Genomic DNA, 16,812 nt, shown 5'->3' on the forward strand with positions numbered 1-16,812 from the left:
TTACAAATAAAAAATACGCCAGCTATTCGCTGACGTATTCATTCAAACGATCGATTATTCTTCCATGCCTAAGTAATCTTTGACGATTTCTTGATATACTTCAATAGCGTTGTAGTAGTCTTCAACCTTAACATTTTCGTCCGTCTGGTGCGCACTCAATGCGTTACCTGGGCCAACAATCACCATACCGAAGTCTTTGTTAGCGGTACGGAAAGCAGAAGCATCCGTTCCACCTTTAACAAAGAGTAACTCATCGTCATATCCATGGTTAGCCATCGCTTTTTGCGTCGACGCGAGCAACGGATCATCATCAGGTGTTGCGACAGCTAAAATATCGTACACCTGTTCATATTCATAGTCGAAGCCATCATGTAATTTTTTCAATTCGTCAAGAATTGCTTTGATCCGTTCACGTAAAACTTCTGAGTCTTGACCAGCGACAGTACGAATATCAATGAAAGCTTCAGCTTCATCAGGCACTACGTTGTTGCTGACACCACCAGAAATTTGGTTCAAACTGATAGATGCTTTGCCTAAGATGTCATCTTCAACATCTGTAATCTCTAATTTCTCTTTAATCGCTTTCAATGCCAATAATAAGTTATCAATAGCATTGACACCGGACTCTGGCGAAGAACTATGTGCTGCTTTACCACTTGTACGAATCTTGAAGTCAAAGACCCCTTTATTAGCGCGGGCGATATGCATACTCGTTTGCTCACCAATAATCATAGCATCGATACCATCAGCATAACCTTTATCTGAAAGGTCATAAGCACCTAAAAGGCCAACCTCTTCTGCATCGGTGCCGATAAATTTAATCGTTCCCTTGAAAGGAATACCGGATTCTTTCAAATTGATCAATGATGCAACTTGTGCAATTAAACCAGATTTCATATCGGCAGCACCACGACCGTACAATATGCCATCATCTTCAATAGCGTTAAATGGCTCATATTTCCAAGCTTTCTTGGTTACTGGTACAACGTCCATGTGTCCAGATAACGCAATCGTTTTACCTGGTTCGCTACCTTCAATGGTTGCGATTAATTGTGCGCGATCAGGATCATCGGTGAATGGTACAACTTTAGTAGGAATATCATGCGCTTCGAATACTTCTGCTAACATTTTTGCGACTTTTCGTTCATTACCATCAACAGTTTCAACATTAATAACTTTTTTAAGTAATTCTAGTGCTTCTTCATTTGTCATACACACGCATCTCCTGTTCTTAATTTTCTGTATATTTAACATAAAATAATTCTTAATTTTTTGCAATAATTAGCGCTGAAAGTGAATGTTCAGTTGAAGCCAATCATAAGATACATTATTATATGAATTAAGAATTGATTGTTAATGATAACGTAGGAGGACTGCTGATGAAAACTGAATTACGCGTTCAATTTAAAAAAGAAATCGAACATATGACGGATACCCTCTCTAAAATGGGAGATAAAACGACTGAAGCAATTAATGACACCATGACGGCGCTAACTAAACATAATGCACAACTCGCTGAAAGTGTCATTACTGGTGACATTGAAATTAACCGTCTCGAAAAGAATATCGAACAGGAATTTCACCGTACAGTTGGTCTGCAATCCCCTGTAGCCTACGAATTACGTTTATTAATTTCTTACTTGAAAGCCAGTGCCGACTTGGAACGTATTGGTGATCACGCAGTTTCCATCAGTAAAGCTAGCCTAACGATCAACCACCACAAACAGGATGAAAAGATCGAGAAAGAATTACAAACTATGGGTAGCGAAGTCTCTCATATGGTAGAAGCACTCGTTAAAACATTGCTTGAAATGGATGCTGATGATGCTCGTGTTATTGCGCATCACGATGATATGATCGACAGCTACTACAAGAATATTACTGATTGCACGATTCAAGCCATTAAGGATGACCCTGAATTAACGCGCAGCGGTGTACAGTACTTGTTCATTGCCGCTAACCTCGAGCGTATTGCCGATTACTCGACGAACTTGGCTGAACGTATCATCTTCGCAAATGATGGCGACTGGGTATCTTTGAACTAATTATCGATATGATCTAAAACACAAAAAAGGACGTTCTCAGACGTCCTTTTTTAATTGTATGATTCATTAAAATTACAAATCTAATTCTTTGATGATACGACCACGTTGATCGTAGGCATATTTTCTCGCCTTGTTACTATCATTCATCGCAACAATCAAACGATCACGGTATGGTTCTGCCAATTCGTCGAATAAGTAATAATCATCATCTAAATCATTTTTCTTACGCAATGCTTGAATTTCTTTTTCAGAGCGCAATTTGTAAGTTGTTGGTGGCAAAGTACCTTCGTTTGGTTCTTCTTCAATACGGTAAACGTAGTTACTATCATGGGAGAGATATTGAATTTCTAGCGCACCGGAATTCGTACGTTCTGTTTTAATTTGATCGTATTCTTCTTTTTGAAGTTCCCACCAGGCTTTGATGCCGTTCATTGCGTCTTCTTCAGTGTTGAATGTACCATGTTTTTTACGTACTTCATCACGTTTATTTTCCCAGTAAACTGTAAATACTGTTTCAATCATTACAAGCATCCTCTCTTTATCGATGTATAGTTACTATAGCATATTCTACAATTATGCGTGAGTGATGAGATAATTCTAACCTTCAGGTAAAAAATTATTTATTTTCGCAAAGTAGTCTAAATGGAATTGACCATCGTGGTAACGCACTTTAGACACCGCAGCATTTGGTAAATTATTAGAGATATTCGGCTCTGGAATGATATTTTCGAGGATATATTTGATGCAGGCACCGTGACAAACAACTAAAATTTTATCTTCATTCACACGATGACGTTGAATCAACTGAATTAATCCACTTTCCACACGATGCCAGAAGTTACTAAATGTCTCTGCATCGTGGTATGGATCAGCACGGTGAATCGCATTAACGATTTGCGCGTGATTAAGTTGTGCGCGCATATCATCCGCACTTTCATAACCATTTTTCTTCGCGACATAGTCATATGTCCACACATCGTCCTTACCCTCGAAGCTACCAAAGAAAACTTCGCGGAATTCTGGCATTTGCGTAATCCTAATGTTAGGATCCGTTGCACGATTTTCCTGCAATAATAACTTCGCTGTACGCATGGTACGCGATAAGTCACTCGTATACACCGCATCAAAAGATAAGTTGGCCATTTCTTTACCTGCTTGAATGACGCCCTCTTCGCCTTCAGGGGTCAATGGTGTATCTGACCATCCTTGCATGCAATGATATTTATTAAGAAATGTGCGTCCGTGTCGTACAAAATAAATTGTTGTGCCTTCCTGCATGGTGGTATCCTCCTCAATTTGTATCTATACGTTGTGTCCATTGTACCAAAAATTAAACCGCTATCGGGACTCTTTTAATCGATCAATCTGATGAAAACATATTGTAAGCGGTTTATATATTTGGTATACTAAGCCTAAAGAATAGGAGGGGATTCCAATGTTAGATACTATTCATAAAATCTTAGTGCCCATTGATGATTCAAAACAAGCAGCTAATGCATGCGAACAAGCCGCCCATTTAGCAAAAGCCTGTGATGCATCGCTGATCTTTCTCAACGTTATTCGAGAAAACGAAAGTTTAGCGCATATTTTAACTACTGATGAACGTGATGCGCTGATCAAAGCACGCGAGCAATTGCTAAAAGATTTCCAAAAACGTGCGCTGGAAATCTATCCTGACATTGAAACGGAAGATAAGATTCTATTTGGCGATGCACGTCAAGGTATTCTCAATCTCCTTAATGAAGGCGATTATCAAATGGTCGTAATGGGTGCGACAGGTAAAGGTGCCTTCAAACGTGTCGTTGTTGGCTCAGTAGCCCAATTTGTTGCACGACACTCCCCTGTCCCGGTATTGCTTGTTCGACATAGTCCAGAAGCTACGAAGAAAATACTCATCCCTTCCGACGCATCTGAACCATCAAAACGCGCACTACGACTTGGTATCTCACTCGGTAAAGCGTGGGAAAGCAATCTTGATTTGTTAACAGTTACTGAAAACTTTGGATTCTACAGTAAAGCTTACAATTTCCAAGATTTCCACGATCAATTACATCAAGATGCGGAAGATTTTCTCCGTCCAATCGCTGCGAAATATGATGACAATCGCGATATCACCATGACGACTCATGTGATTGATGGTGATCCACGTTTAGAAATCCTAAAATTCGCACAGACGAATAAAGTGGATATGATTGTGATTGGTGCTTCCGGTAAAGGTAGCGTCAAACGTTTAATCCTCGGTTCCGTCTCTGAATATGTCTTAATGCATGCAGAGACGAACGTGCTGATTATTCATTAAAAACAACTTCTTCTTAACACAAAAAAACAGGCGTCGTTTTGGCGCCTGCTTTTTTTGTATATTGATTATTTGTGATTTTTCTTCGCACGTTCTTCTGCTTTACGTTTGCGATAAGCCATACGCTGTTCTTTACGTTGAGACATCGACCACGTCGAGTAGTCTTCATCAGCCATCGCAGATACATTACCGAGCAAGTATCCGTTACCAACCTGAGAGAAGAAATCGTGGTTAGATGTACCCGTTGAAATACCATTCATAACAATCGGGTTAACATCTTCCGCTGTATCTGGGAACAATGGATCAAAACCAAGATTTTGTAAAGCCTTATTCGCATTGTAACGAGAGAATGTCAACACTTCATCTGTCCAGCCGACTTCGCCGTAAATGTATCGTGCATACTTCTCTTCATTTTCATACAATTCGTAAACAGTATTGAAGACCCACTGTTTCATCTGCTCACGTTCTTTATCACTTAATGCGAGATACCCTTTCTGGAATTTGTAGCCGATATACGTGCCATGAACAGATTCGTCACGAATAATTAATTTAATAATTTCAGCTACATTTTCCAATTTGTTGTTACCGAGATACCACAACGGTGCGAAGAACCCAGAATAGAACAAGAACGTTTCTAACATTACGTTAGCAGCTTTTGCCTGAAGTGCTGAACCGTTCTGATAGATATCATTGATACGGTTCGCCTTATATTGCAAATTCTCATACGTATCCGTCCAGTCAAAAATCTCGTTAATACGTGACGTTGAGTTCAACGTAATGAAAATCGTTGAGTACGATTTGGCATGGACAGTTTCCATAAACTCGATATTGTTGTAGACACCGATTTCCTGTGGCGAGCGGTGATCACGACGCAAAATGTTCAGCGCATCTTGCGACTGTAAAGTATCTAAGAGTGTCAATCCACCGAACGCTAAATCGACCACACGACGCTCTTCTGTTGATAGCATGCGCCAGTCATCTAAGTCGTTAGATACTGGGATGCGTGTATCCAACCAGAACTGACTTGTTAATTTTTCCCAAGTTTGTTTATCAATATCATCTTCAATATTGTTCCAGTTAATTGCCTTGTATTGTCCGCGCTTCCATTGATCAATGCGCGCAGCCTTTTCTTCAGCATTTAATTCCAGAAATTTTTTATTTGGTTTATCCACTGCACAATTCCTCCTTTTATGGCTTAGCTATTAAATTGAACAACTCTCACAGTAGTTACTACCGACTTCATCACCGTCATCAGTGAAGGTACGGATGTAGTAGATAGATTTCACGCCCTGATTCCATGCATAGTTACGCAAGATATTTAAGTCACGCGTATCCATCTTGGTTTCTCCAGGTTGCTTCCATGGATACAATCCTTCTGGAATATCTGAACGCATGAATAATGTCATGGACATTCCTTGATCAACGTAACGCTGAGCAGCTGCATAAATATCAATGACTTTACGCATATCTAAGTCATAGGCTGATTGATAGTACGGCATCGTCTTGTTTGAGAGATATGGCGCTGGATAGTAAGTCTTACCCGTTTTCTTCTCTTGACGTTCTTCAATTAGACGAATGATCGGCTGTAATGATGAGCTCGTTTCATTGACATAACTGATGCTACCAGTCGGTGCAACAGCTAAACGATACGCATGGTATAGCCCATGTGCTTGAACATCTTTCTTCAACGCTTCCCAATCTTCAGCAGTTGGCAACGGCACATTCTTCAAAACTTCTTTGACTTTATCAGAGGTGATTTCTGGAATATCCTCAATCATTTGATCGAAGTATTCACCAGAAGCGTAGTCTGAGTTTTCAAAGTCGTAGAATGTTTCATTACGTTCTGCCGCGATTTTGTTGGAAGCAACGAGTGACCAGTAGTTCATCGCATAGAAGTATGCTTCCGTTAACTCGATCGATTCATCAGATCCGTAATGAATTTCATTAAGTGCAAATAAGGTATGCAAGCCCATCGCACCGAGGCCGATAGAGTGAGACAACTTATTACCATTTTCGATGGATGGTACAGCACCGATTGACGTGTGATCTGTAACATAAGTCAATGCGCGAACTGATGTTTCAATAGATTTTGCGAAATCAGGGCTTTGTACCATATTCACCATATTCGTTGAACCTAAGTTACAACTAATGTCTCGCCCTAATACTTCATATTCTTGACGATCGTTCAGTGTGGATGGTGTCTGTGTCTGTAAAATTTCAGAACACAAATTAGACATTACCACTGTCCCATCGATTGGATTAGCTTCATTTACCGTATCAATATTAATGATGTATGGGTATCCAGATTCTTGCTGGAGACGACTAATTTCATTCTCCAATTCACGCGCTTGGATGCGGTATTTCTTGATCTCTGGATTGTTGACCATATTTTCGTATTCTTCGGTGATATTGACGTATGAGAACGGCTTACCGTAAATACGTTCGACATCATACGGACTAAAGAGATACATCACATCATCGTTAGCAACTAATTCATAGAATTTATCTGGTACAACGAGACCGAGGGATAACGTCTTGACACGTATTTTCTCGTCTGCGTTTTCCTTCTTCGTTGATAAGAAGTTAACGACATCTGGATGGAAGGCGTTCAAGTACACAACCCCTGCGCCATTACGTTGACCTAATTGATTAGCATAGCTGAACGAATCCTCAAATAACTTCATGACTGGTACGATACCTGATGCGGCATTCGCGATTTTCTTAATTGGTGCGCCAGATTCACGTAAGTTGCTCAAGTTAATACCAACACCACCACCACGTTTAGACAACTGCAACGCGGAGTTAATGGTACGTCCGATCGAGTTCATATCATCTGTCATCTGTACTAGGAAACAACTAACCATTTCCCCCCGACGCTTACGTCCAGCATTCAAGAATGTTGGTGTCGCTGGTTGGAAACGTTGCGTAATCATTTCATCACGTAATTGTGTCGCTAGTTTCTCATCACCATCTGCGAAATATAACGCATTGAAAACTATACGATCTTCGTAACGTTCAAGATAACGCTTGCCATCATCTGTCTTCAGTGCATACTGTGAATAGAATTTATGCGCACCCATGAATGATTTGAAGCGGAACTTTTTATCGTAAGTAGACTGCAATAAATCGTAAACGAACTGGCGGTCATACTTGTTGATAAATTCTTCTTCGATGTAGTCATTATCTAATAAATAATTAATCTTTTCTTCAATGGTATAAAAAAAGACCGTATTCGGATTCACATGTTCCAAGAAGTACGCGCGAACCGCTTCCTTGTCTTTTTCTAACGGTATTTTATTGTCAACCGGAATATTTAATTCATTATTCAGCTTGAAGTAAGTCATTTCATCAGGCTTCTGTGGCTTCGGTGTTTTCAATTTGTCTGACAATCTCCTTTACCTTTTTAACGTCATTTGATGATCCCATGAATTCGAAACGATGTAAAACTGGCACATCGTAATCTAAAGCAATATCCTGCGCTGTATAGCAGAATAAATCTTTACCAAAATTACGATTACCGCCACCAATGATACCGCGACAAAGTGACTGATTAGCACCCGTCTCAATAAAATCGTTCATCGGATCTGTGGTTTCAATATCATACGTTGGAATCACAATAATATATGGCTCATGGACTTCTGTAAAACAGTTCTCTTCAGTAATCTCCAAACTCGGCATCTCTAGCTTTTCGATAAAACGCCGTGTATTGCCAACAATGGACATGTAGACGAGTAACACAATGATCTCCTCCCATAAACATACGTATTGCCACTCACTAATATATAATGAGTGGCATCCCTTGGTGTTTATTCTATCAGCGCATTTATAACCGGTCAACTATATTTAGTAGTTCACAATCGATATCTCCACTAGATATAGTACATTGTGCACTGTTTTATTTCATGATCGTTCTTTTGTATCACGTGATCACTGACACTCGCAACGCCCTTTGATACACTGAACAATGATTAAGGAGAGCGTTTTTATGACTAACATTCACGAGACTAAAAAAATATTGCGACAACAGATTTTGAACAAGCGAACACAATTATCTGCGGACTATTATCAAAAAGCAAATAAAAAAATTACTCAGAGAATTCTTGAATCATCTGCTTGGAAAGAAGCTAAAACAATTTTTATGTTTCATTCATTGGAATATGAATTCGATACGGCTTCATTGATACAGTCTGCCAGAAAACATCAAAAACATGTCGTATTACCGGTCAGCGATATCAAATCACATCAGATGATACTTTGTACCTATCCGGAAAGGGACGACGGTTGGCAGTACGGAAGTTTTAATATCAAAGAACCTATTGCTACGCCTGATAACATTATAGATAGTCACACTGTAGATATCGTCATCGTCCCGTGTGTGACCTGTACACATAGCGGACAGCGTCTCGGGCACGGCGGTGGTTTCTATGATCGTTGGTTGACAAAGTATTCAGCATTTTCGATCCTACCCTATTTCGATGAACTCATGGTTTCTGAGATTCCGATCGAAAAACACGATCAATCAGTAAATATGGTAATCACTGAAAATAGTATTTATCCGAGTGATTAATTGTATTTTGTGTATACTTTGTTAAAATAGAATTGTTCTAAATAAATAGAAAGAAAGGAAGCGCATGGTATGAAAGAACTTTTTAATGTCAAAGACCTGAGTCTCACCTTCGGCAAGCATACGATCTATGATCATGTCGATTTTTCCATTGCTCAGGGACAGCACACAGCGCTTAAAGGGCACTCCGGTAGTGGTAAAAGTATCCTACTAAAAATTCTCTGTGGCTTACAACGTTTTGATGATGGGGAAATTACATTCGAAGGCAAACCGCTCTATGATTACGATTATCGTGAACTTAGACAGCGTGTCGCCTATGTCACGCAGACCCCACAATTATTTGGACATACCGTTCGCGAAAACCTCTACTTCCCGTTTGAGATTAGAGGGCAAGCGGTCGACGACGAAGCGATTGATCATCTCATGCGTGCACTCAACATGGAAAACATTTCACTCGATACCGATATCTCCACATTATCTGGTGGTGAACGTCAACGTGTTGGGTTGATCCGTTCACTTGTCATCCCATCACAAGTGTTATTGCTCGATGAAATTACATCCGCTTTGGACAAGAAAAATCAGCGTGCTGTAGAAAAAGTTCTGCAAGATTTTGCCGATCAAAATGGTACAACGCTAATTTGGATCGCGCACCATGCGATAGAAATTACTGATCCAAAACAAACGATCATGGTCAATGGCGACGGATCAATTACAGTCACTGAAGGTGCCGTACCTGATTTTGATGAAGATGATGCCGCTTTGGATGCATCAACTGAAGCAAAAACATCTGAGGAAAGTGAGGTAACCGTAAATGGCTGAAACAATGACGATTAATCTTTGGTCCCTACTGGCAACTTTTTCACTGGTTGTCATTTCCCTAATCATTTCCTGGAAAGAAGACCTCGGACTGATTAAGGACATTTTGATTGCTATCTTCCGCATGTCACTACAGCTAACCATTGTCGGTTACTTGTTGATATTCGTTTTCCAGGTCGATAATTGGTTACTGACGACGGTAATTGTCGGTATCATGGATATCAACGCTGCCTGGACAGCACAAAAACGTGGCAAGGGTATCAAACGCCACTTCGCAATTGCTATGCTTTCCGTCTTCGGTAGTAGTATCGTATCCCTCGCTATCTTGGTATTAACCGATGCGATGGTTTACGTGCCAAACCAAGTTATTCCAATGAATGGTATGTTGATTGGTGTAGCTATGAACATCACAGGTCTCAGTTTTACTAACTTGGCACAGACGATCGATAACCAGCGTCAGCAAATTAATGAAAAGTTAGCGCTCGGTGCTTCGACCAAGCAAGCTTCAAAAAATGTGATTCGCGATTCCATTCGTAACAGTTTGCAACCACAAATTGATACTACCAAAACAGTCGGTTTAGTTATCTTACCTGGATTGATGACGGGCATTCTATTCGTTGGTAACTTCCCGAAAGAAGCGATCATGTATCAGATCATGTTCTACTTCGCGATGATGGCAGTCGCTACCATTTCAGCAGTTATCACTGTCTATCTCGCTTATCCATCCTACTACACAGATTTTGGTCAATTATTACCACGTGCACAGGAAGATCTCAATTAAGAAGCATTAGAGAACTGCTCTCGTAGCGGTTCTTTTTTTGTGCATTCGTTGCACTTACAGTGTAAATTCGTCAAACAAAAAATGCTCTCGTCTGACGAAAGCATTCACTCCTAATTATTTAATAATTTGTTTAAGTGCCCGTGGTAATTCATGTGCTAATCGTGTCGGTACCACAATTGCCTGCGAATCATAGATACGGTCAGCTGTATAACTATGTAGTAATACACCCGCTGCCACCGCATGAAATGGTTCATCAATCACACCGACCATCGCAACAATGACACCGACTAATGTATCACCCATACCTCCGATAGCCTGTCCTGGATTACCGTATATATTCTCATAATAGGTCCCTTTGTCTGGAGCAAATATCCGCGTAGGTGCGCCTTTGAGTGCCACAATCGCATGACTCTGATCGACAAAACGTTGAATAGCTTTTGGATCTCGGCTATCCACGCTTCCCTCTGTTAATTGTCGCCATTCACCCAAATGTGGCGTGAGGACGATGTTCAACTGTCGATCGATAAAAAGATCTGGTCGTTTTTTAATTACCTCGCCATACATTTGAATGGCCCCGGCATCGATAATTAAAGTTTGAAGCCTCATCGCTTCTGATAACGTATCCATCAAAATATCAAAGTAACATTGCTCTGACTGGGTCATTCCAGAACCGATCGCAATAATCTCGCTTTGATAAATCGCGTGTTCTAACGCTTCAGTATCATCCCAGTCAATAAACATCGTCTCAGGAAGCGAGGCGTGAACTGCTGGTAAGTTAGCTTTATCACTAGCTACTGTAACGAGCCCACAACCTGCGTACACGGCAGCTTGCGCATTCATTTGTACTGCACCACCCATTTGTCGATTGCCACCAATCAGCAGTGCCCGACCATAATCCCCTTTATAGCTGTTCTCAGGACGTACAGGGAGCCATTGTTTAAAATGCACTAGTGTTAACGGTTCCTTTTTCATTTAGTGTCACGCTCATCCTGTTTATTACTTACTTGCTGCTCTGCCAGTTCTTTTTTCACATTGGCGCTATGCATCTGTTCAAACATCTGGAAAAAATTCTCAGGAATTTCACCTTTTTGAATCGTCACCCGCTGTTGTTTGAGCAATTTCTCGGCATACGGATGATTATGATAGTCATAGAGGTAAGTAATCCGTTGAATACCTGCTTGAAGCAAACTCTTGGTACATTGCAGGCATGGACGATGTGTAACATAAATCTCAGCGCCATCAGTTGAAGCGCCAAATTTTGCGCATTGCAACAAGGCATTCATTTCAGCGTGAATCGTGCGCATGCAGTGACCATCTTCAACATAACAACCGACATCGATACAATGCTCGTCACCGGATACAGAACCGTTATATCCACCCGCAATAATCCGATTATCACGAACGATAACCGCCCCCACCATCAGACGTTCACACGTACTTCGCAATGACAACATTAGACTCTGTGCTAAAAAATATTGATCCCAGGGTATTCGCTCTACCACAATGATTCTCCTCCATTCTGAGACTAACCACTCTATTTTGTGCTTGACATTTAGTCATGACCGCTATATATTGTATATATCAGTTGAGGCACTATATATTGTGTCTGAAAACTTTCGGTAATACAAGAGGAGGTCGTTTGACATGGTCAAAGTTTATTCAAAACCAGGTTGCATGCAATGTAACTTTACTAAAAAATTCTTAACGGACAACAACATCGATTTCGTAGATTCTGATGTTACAGCATCTGAGGAAGCATTGAACGAAGTAAAGGAAATGGGATTCCAATCTCTTCCAGTTGTCGTTACAGATGATATTGAGCCATTTTTTGGATTCCGTCCAGACTTACTCCAACAATTGGCTTAGTCCACGATAACGATTTCTATTATACAATGAGAAACGTGATGTTTGCGCATCACGTTTTTTTGTGCACTTTTCTCTGCATAGATAAAAACACCTGCGGCAGATATGACTACCACAAGTGCTTATGGTTGATGATTAATGATCTAATTCAACGGGATAAATCCAGCCTTCAGGTGCTTCCACATCACCGTTCTGAATACCATATAATTCACCGTAGAGACGTTTGCTGATTGGACCTACTTCTGTTTCAGAATAGAATGGGTGGTACTCTCCTTTATACTGCACCCCAGCAATTGGTGAGATAACCGCCGCTGTGCCCATTGCACCCGCCTCAACAAATTCATCAATCTGATCGATATAAACATCGGTTTCTGCGACGTCTAACCCCAATCGTTTTTCAGCTAATTCGAGTAGGCTTCGTTTCGTAATACTTGGTAGAATTGATGGTGATTTCGGTGTAATAAATTGGTTATCCTTTGTGATTGCGAAGAAGTTAGCAGCACCGACCTCTTCAATCTTCGTATGCGTTGCTGCATCGAGATACAACGCATCACTGAATCCTGCTGCGTGGGCTTCCTCACCCGGCAATAGGCTCGCACCGTAGTTACCGCCGACCTTGTTTGCGCCCGTTCCACGCGGTGCAGCACGATCGTATTCAGTCACAATAAAGCGTGTTGGTGTCATACCACCTTTGAAGTAAGGACCGACTGGGGAACAGTAAATCGCGAAGATATACTCTGATGCTGGATGTAACCCTAACTCTTCCCCTGCACCAATCATAAACGGTCTAATGTATAAAGAAGCACCTGACCCATAAGGCGGCACCCATTCATGATTAGCACGAACCACAGCTTTCACTGCGTCGATGAACTTATCTTCAGGAAATGCAGGCATCAATAAACGTTCAGCACTTTCTGCCATACGTTCAGCATTCAAATTTGGACGGAATAATTGAATGTCCCCATCCTTGGTTCGATAGGCTTTTAATCCTTCGAAACAGTGTTGACCGTAATGAATGACCGTTGCTGCTTCTGACAGTGTGATTTGGCTATCTTTTGTTAATTGACCGTCATCCCATTCGCCATCCTTCCAACGTGAGATGAAACGATAGTCTGTTTTGACATAGTCAAAACCTAAACTATCCCAATCAATTGTTTTTGGATCCAATGTTTCGCTCATTGTATCTCCCTCAATTCTATATATTCGTTATATGTATTTATTGTATGTAAAAATATTTTGTTTGTCTATAATTTTCTTAATATTTATAAAACGCATAAAAAAAGTGCTGACTAACAGCACTTTTCATTCTAATTATTTTAATGTAATGACTTCGTCGAATTGGGATGAGAACTCATCATCACTGATATGAGAAATCATGATGACAGTTGATGGTAAGTTAAGAATACGCTTCGTAATCATTTCTGATAATTCATCATTCAAACCGGTTGTCGGTTCGTCGAAGATCATAACGTCGCGTGATTCCATCAAAGCTCTAGACACGGCAACCAGCGTCTTCTCACCACCAGATAAACCATGGTTCAATTCAACGGTTTTATCAATTCCAGGTTTCAAGTGGACGCTATCACGCATCGCTTGAATGGTGTCGCGATCATAACCACGATAGAAGTTAATATTTTCAAATACCGTTCCCGTAAAGATTTTATTCGCTTGGTTCTGGTACCCAATATTCCTATTCTTAATGTTCTCGCGATTCATCTTCGTGCCACTGAAATAAACGCCGCCCTGATCAGGTTCAATTTCACCAGCGATAATCCCTGCAAGTGTCGATTTTCCACGTCCCGATTCTCCACGAATCAAGTATTTCTTACCCTGTTCGAAGGTCTTCGTAAAGCCGTCGAAGAGTTCTGGGCCTTCATCATACGCAAAGTGAATATCCTTAACTTCTAAGTCCCCATTTGGTAATTTTTCAGGTGCTTTGAATTCGTACTCCTGATCGAAGTGGAAACTATTGAAGATCGGACGTGAAGATTCGTATATCGCCTTGGTATTCGACAACTGAATCACTGGCGCGACCAAACTTGAAGTCAACTGCATCACAGAAATCATCATCCCGACGGATAGCGCACCTGAGAACACCATCAGTCCAGCCAATAATAACACAGCTAATACTGAAACTGTCCCGAGCGCGCTACTGAAAATCTGCGCAAAATACATCAAATTTTCCAATTTGAAACGCGCTTGTTCCTGAACCACACTCTTATCTTTGTATTTATCAATCACACGATCTTCAACGTTATAACGGTTAATTTCATCTTTAATATTTAGATGTTCATAAGTAAAGCGCTGGAAGAGTTGTGATTTCTTCGCAAAATTATCGGCATTTTGGCGGATCCGTTTCTGGGTCAACAGTGGTGACAAGAGCGGAATCATCGCCCCAATCACACCAATAATCACTGCACGCCAATCGATAGAGAATAGCGTGAACATCGACAGAATTAACGTAATCACCATATCAATCGACATGAAAATCGCAACGTAACGGTTCGCATAAACAATATCCAAATTGGTACTGTAGTCCACGTTCTTCCAACCGTCTTTTACTAAGTCTTTCTTCAATAACTTGTTTTTGACGGCTAATAATTTCTTACCAGAATTGGTATAAATGAGGCGGTAACCCCATGTCTGTGCTAAGAACCCGATAATCACTAAGGCAACACTAATGCCGATGTATAGCACAAACTTGTCCATCGTCTTGTTCGTGGCGGCATCAATAACAACCCCCATTAGGATACTGACAATGGCCATCGTCGCTGCATGAATAAACAGCATAATAACGATCAGCACATTCGACCATGTCAACTTCTTATTCGTCTCGCTCGGCTGATCGACTTGATCTTTCTTCATATTTATTCCTCCCATGGCGGATCTGCGCCGGTTACTTTCAGTGCCGATACACTTGGGCTCTATTATACCCTAAACATACGATGTCACAACAAAATTTTATACAAATTCATAACATTCTGAGCTATTTAAAGCATATGAGTGTTCTTGTGACAACAACCTCACATGCTTTGCATCACTTAAAGTACATGACAACCCATACAAAGTTTACAGTATAGCATATTCCACACGGTTTTAAAGTGTCCCACCCTCAAAACAAAAAAAAAGCGCCACGTCCGAAGACATGACACTTTCTTATTATTCATTTTGGGATTAATTTATTCGCTAATCATCAATTAGTTTCTCTTTTTGAATGCGAATGCAGTACCTGCCCCTGTCATTAACAAGCCGAGACCTAAACCTGCAAGCGCAACACCAGTCTGTGGCAAGCTCGACGTTGCGGAAGCTTCAGTTGCAACTGCTTCACCTGGAATAGTAGCGTCAACATTTTCCTCAGCTTCTACAACACCAGTCCCGACATGATCAGCAACCGGTGCTTTATCTTCCAAGCTGTCTAAGTAGTTCAGTTGTGCTTGCGCTGCCAAGTGAGCCAAGTCAGTAACCTCACCATCTTTGTAAGCATTACCTTCGTATGGCGCTTTGTTTTCTAAGCTGTCCAAGTAGTTCAATTGGGCTTGCGCTGCCAAGTGAGCCAAGTCAGTAACCTCACCATCTTTGTAAGCATTACCTTCGTATGGCGCTTTGTTTTCTAAGCTGTCTAAGTAGTTCAATTGGGCTTGTGCTGCTAAGCGAGCCAAGTCAGTAACTTCACCATCTTTGTAAGCATTACCTTCGTATGGCGCTTTGTTTTCTAAGCTATCCAAGTAGTTCAATTGGGCTTGTGCTGCTAAGCGAGCCAAGTCAGTAACTTCACCATCTTTGTAAGCATTACCTTCGTATGGCGCTTTGTTTTCTAAGCTATCCAAGTAGTTCAATTGGGCTTGCGCTGCCAAGCGAGCCAAGTCAGTAACCTCACCATCTTTGTAAGCATTACCTTCGTATGGCGCTTTGTTTTCTAAGCTATCCAAGTAGTTCAATTGGGCTTGTGCTGCTAAGCGAGCTAAGTCAGTAACTTCACCATCTTCGTAGGCATTACCTTCGTATTGTTTACGATCGATGTAGTCTAACTGTGCTTGCGCTGCCAAGCGAGCCAAGTCAGTAACCTCACCATCTTTGTAAGCATTACCTTCGTATGGCGCTTTGTTTTCTAAGCTATCCAAGTAGTTCAATTGGGCTTGTGCTGCCAAGCGAGCTAAGTCAGTAACTTCACCATCTTCGTAGGCATTACCTTCGTATTGTTTACGATCGATGTAGTCTAACTGTGCTTGCCCTGCCAAGCGAGCCAAGTCAGTAACTTCACCATCTTCGTAGGCATTACCTTCGTATTGTTTACGATCGATGTAGTCTAACTGTGCTTGCCCTGCCAAGCGAGCCAAGTCAGTAACTTCACCATCTTCGTAGGCATTACCTTCGTACTGTTCACGATCGATGTAGTCTAACTGTGCTTGTCCTGCCAAGCGAGCCAAGTCAGTAACTTCACCATCTT

Annotated in this window: 17 protein-coding genes; 6 read left to right on the forward strand and 11 right to left on the reverse strand. The window is 41.0% G+C overall.

Annotation, left to right across the window (positions count from 1 at the left end; genetic code table 11):
* Positions 1 to 54 precede the first annotated feature (54 nt).
* On the reverse strand, positions 55 to 1,212 hold the full coding sequence (locus tag ACWOEX_RS02110; RefSeq protein ID WP_455297619.1) for an ArgE/DapE family deacylase: 1,158 nt from the start codon (positions 1,210 to 1,212) through the stop codon (positions 55 to 57).
* 167 nt (positions 1,213 to 1,379) lie between these two features.
* On the opposite strand from ACWOEX_RS02110, the gene phoU reads away from it, so the two are divergent.
* Positions 1,380 to 2,045 (forward strand): phosphate signaling complex protein PhoU, encoded by a 666-nt coding sequence (gene phoU, locus ACWOEX_RS02115; RefSeq protein ID WP_455297620.1) that lies wholly within the window; start codon positions 1,380 to 1,382, stop codon positions 2,043 to 2,045.
* A gap of 72 nt (positions 2,046 to 2,117) precedes the next feature.
* On the opposite strand, the gene ACWOEX_RS02120 is transcribed toward phoU, so the two are convergent.
* On the reverse strand, positions 2,118 to 2,567 hold the full coding sequence (locus ACWOEX_RS02120) for a hypothetical protein (RefSeq protein ID WP_455297622.1): 450 nt from the start codon (positions 2,565 to 2,567) through the stop codon (positions 2,118 to 2,120).
* Between the two features lie 75 nt (positions 2,568 to 2,642).
* Positions 2,643 to 3,323 (reverse strand): histidine phosphatase family protein, encoded by a 681-nt coding sequence (locus ACWOEX_RS02125; RefSeq protein ID WP_455297623.1) that lies wholly within the window; start codon positions 3,321 to 3,323, stop codon positions 2,643 to 2,645.
* 157 nt (positions 3,324 to 3,480) lie between these two features.
* Between ACWOEX_RS02125 and ACWOEX_RS02130 the strand changes: the two genes are divergently transcribed.
* A complete protein-coding gene (locus ACWOEX_RS02130) occupies positions 3,481 to 4,344 on the forward strand; it encodes a universal stress protein (RefSeq protein ID WP_455297624.1) in 864 nt (287 codons plus the stop codon).
* 65 nt (positions 4,345 to 4,409) lie between these two features.
* Here the strand turns inward: ACWOEX_RS02130 and nrdF are convergent, their stop codons facing one another.
* The 3 genes from nrdF to nrdI form a co-directional block, all read right to left on the reverse strand.
* Positions 4,410 to 5,456 carry a class 1b ribonucleoside-diphosphate reductase subunit beta gene (gene nrdF, locus ACWOEX_RS02135; RefSeq protein WP_455297656.1) on the reverse strand — a complete coding sequence of 349 codons (1,047 nt, stop codon included), beginning with the start codon at positions 5,454 to 5,456 and terminating at the stop codon, positions 4,410 to 4,412.
* Between the two features lie 87 nt (positions 5,457 to 5,543).
* Positions 5,544 to 7,685: a class 1b ribonucleoside-diphosphate reductase subunit alpha gene (nrdE, locus tag ACWOEX_RS02140; protein ID WP_455297657.1), complete on the reverse strand. Its 2,142-nt coding sequence runs from the start codon at positions 7,683 to 7,685 to the stop codon at positions 5,544 to 5,546.
* 4 nt (positions 7,686 to 7,689) lie between these two features.
* Positions 7,690 to 8,064, reverse strand: coding sequence for a class Ib ribonucleoside-diphosphate reductase assembly flavoprotein NrdI (gene nrdI / locus ACWOEX_RS02145; protein WP_455297658.1), 375 nt, complete (start codon positions 8,062 to 8,064; stop codon positions 7,690 to 7,692).
* Positions 8,065 to 8,326: 262 nt separating this feature from the next.
* Between nrdI and ACWOEX_RS02150 the strand changes: the two genes are divergently transcribed.
* The 3 genes from ACWOEX_RS02150 to ACWOEX_RS02160 all read left to right on the forward strand — a co-directional run bounded on the left by ACWOEX_RS02150 (position 8,327) and on the right by ACWOEX_RS02160 (position 10,502).
* The gene (locus ACWOEX_RS02150; RefSeq protein ID WP_455297626.1) at positions 8,327 to 8,908 is read left to right on the forward strand and encodes a 5-formyltetrahydrofolate cyclo-ligase; all 582 of its coding nucleotides are present in this window, start codon (positions 8,327 to 8,329) and stop codon (positions 8,906 to 8,908) included.
* 69 nt (positions 8,909 to 8,977) lie between these two features.
* Positions 8,978 to 9,724, forward strand: coding sequence for an ABC transporter ATP-binding protein (locus ACWOEX_RS02155; RefSeq protein ID WP_455297627.1), 747 nt, complete (start codon positions 8,978 to 8,980; stop codon positions 9,722 to 9,724).
* Positions 9,717 to 10,502: an ABC transporter permease gene (locus ACWOEX_RS02160; protein WP_455297629.1), complete on the forward strand. Its 786-nt coding sequence runs from the start codon at positions 9,717 to 9,719 to the stop codon at positions 10,500 to 10,502. Before ACWOEX_RS02155 ends, ACWOEX_RS02160 begins: the two co-directional genes overlap by 8 nt.
* Before the next feature lie 114 nt (positions 10,503 to 10,616).
* Here ACWOEX_RS02160 and ACWOEX_RS02165 read toward each other — a convergent pair whose 3' ends face one another.
* Positions 10,617 to 11,474 (reverse strand): NAD(P)H-hydrate dehydratase, encoded by an 858-nt coding sequence (locus ACWOEX_RS02165; RefSeq protein WP_455297630.1) that lies wholly within the window; start codon positions 11,472 to 11,474, stop codon positions 10,617 to 10,619.
* Positions 11,471 to 12,007: a ComE operon protein 2 gene (locus tag ACWOEX_RS02170; protein WP_455297659.1), complete on the reverse strand. Its 537-nt coding sequence runs from the start codon at positions 12,005 to 12,007 to the stop codon at positions 11,471 to 11,473. The genes ACWOEX_RS02165 and ACWOEX_RS02170 overlap by 4 nt, the downstream gene beginning before the upstream one ends.
* 139 nt (positions 12,008 to 12,146) lie before the next feature.
* Here ACWOEX_RS02170 and nrdH point away from each other — a divergent pair, with 139 nt between their 5' ends.
* A complete protein-coding gene (nrdH, locus tag ACWOEX_RS02175; protein ID WP_455297631.1) occupies positions 12,147 to 12,368 on the forward strand; it encodes a glutaredoxin-like protein NrdH in 222 nt (73 codons plus the stop codon).
* A gap of 132 nt (positions 12,369 to 12,500) precedes the next feature.
* On the opposite strand, the gene ACWOEX_RS02180 is transcribed toward nrdH, so the two are convergent.
* The 3 genes from ACWOEX_RS02180 to ACWOEX_RS02190 all read right to left on the reverse strand — a co-directional run.
* On the reverse strand, positions 12,501 to 13,544 hold the full coding sequence (locus tag ACWOEX_RS02180; RefSeq protein WP_455297632.1) for a branched-chain amino acid aminotransferase: 1,044 nt from the start codon (positions 13,542 to 13,544) through the stop codon (positions 12,501 to 12,503).
* Positions 13,545 to 13,676: 132 nt separating this feature from the next.
* The gene (locus ACWOEX_RS02185) at positions 13,677 to 15,230 is read right to left on the reverse strand and encodes an ATP-binding cassette domain-containing protein (RefSeq protein WP_455297633.1); all 1,554 of its coding nucleotides are present in this window, start codon (positions 15,228 to 15,230) and stop codon (positions 13,677 to 13,679) included.
* Between the two features lie 332 nt (positions 15,231 to 15,562).
* Positions 15,563 to 16,812 (reverse strand): hypothetical protein (locus tag ACWOEX_RS02190; RefSeq protein WP_455297634.1); only part of this gene is annotated, 1,250 nt, incomplete at its 5' end.

This window comes from Aerococcus vaginalis (assembly GCF_053762225.1).

Coding starts and splice junctions, on each gene's coding strand:
- ACWOEX_RS02110 (WP_455297619.1), bottom strand. CDS start 1,212: ATGACAAATGAAGAAGCACTAGAATTACTTAAAAAAGTTATTAATGTT.
- phoU (WP_455297620.1), top strand. CDS start 1,380: ATGAAAACTGAATTACGCGTTCAATTTAAAAAAGAAATCGAACATATG.
- ACWOEX_RS02120 (WP_455297622.1), bottom strand. CDS start 2,567: ATGATTGAAACAGTATTTACAGTTTACTGGGAAAATAAACGTGATGAA.
- ACWOEX_RS02125 (WP_455297623.1), bottom strand. CDS start 3,323: ATGCAGGAAGGCACAACAATTTATTTTGTACGACACGGACGCACATTT.
- ACWOEX_RS02130 (WP_455297624.1), top strand. CDS start 3,481: ATGTTAGATACTATTCATAAAATCTTAGTGCCCATTGATGATTCAAAA.
- nrdE (WP_455297657.1), bottom strand. CDS start 7,685: ATGACTTACTTCAAGCTGAATAATGAATTAAATATTCCGGTTGACAAT.
- nrdI (WP_455297658.1), bottom strand. CDS start 8,064: ATGTCCATTGTTGGCAATACACGGCGTTTTATCGAAAAGCTAGAGATG.
- ACWOEX_RS02150 (WP_455297626.1), top strand. CDS start 8,327: ATGACTAACATTCACGAGACTAAAAAAATATTGCGACAACAGATTTTG.
- ACWOEX_RS02155 (WP_455297627.1), top strand. CDS start 8,978: ATGAAAGAACTTTTTAATGTCAAAGACCTGAGTCTCACCTTCGGCAAG.
- ACWOEX_RS02160 (WP_455297629.1), top strand. CDS start 9,717: ATGGCTGAAACAATGACGATTAATCTTTGGTCCCTACTGGCAACTTTT.
- ACWOEX_RS02165 (WP_455297630.1), bottom strand. CDS start 11,474: ATGAAAAAGGAACCGTTAACACTAGTGCATTTTAAACAATGGCTCCCT.
- nrdH (WP_455297631.1), top strand. CDS start 12,147: ATGGTCAAAGTTTATTCAAAACCAGGTTGCATGCAATGTAACTTTACT.
- ACWOEX_RS02180 (WP_455297632.1), bottom strand. CDS start 13,544: ATGAGCGAAACATTGGATCCAAAAACAATTGATTGGGATAGTTTAGGT.
- ACWOEX_RS02185 (WP_455297633.1), bottom strand. CDS start 15,230: ATGAAGAAAGATCAAGTCGATCAGCCGAGCGAGACGAATAAGAAGTTG.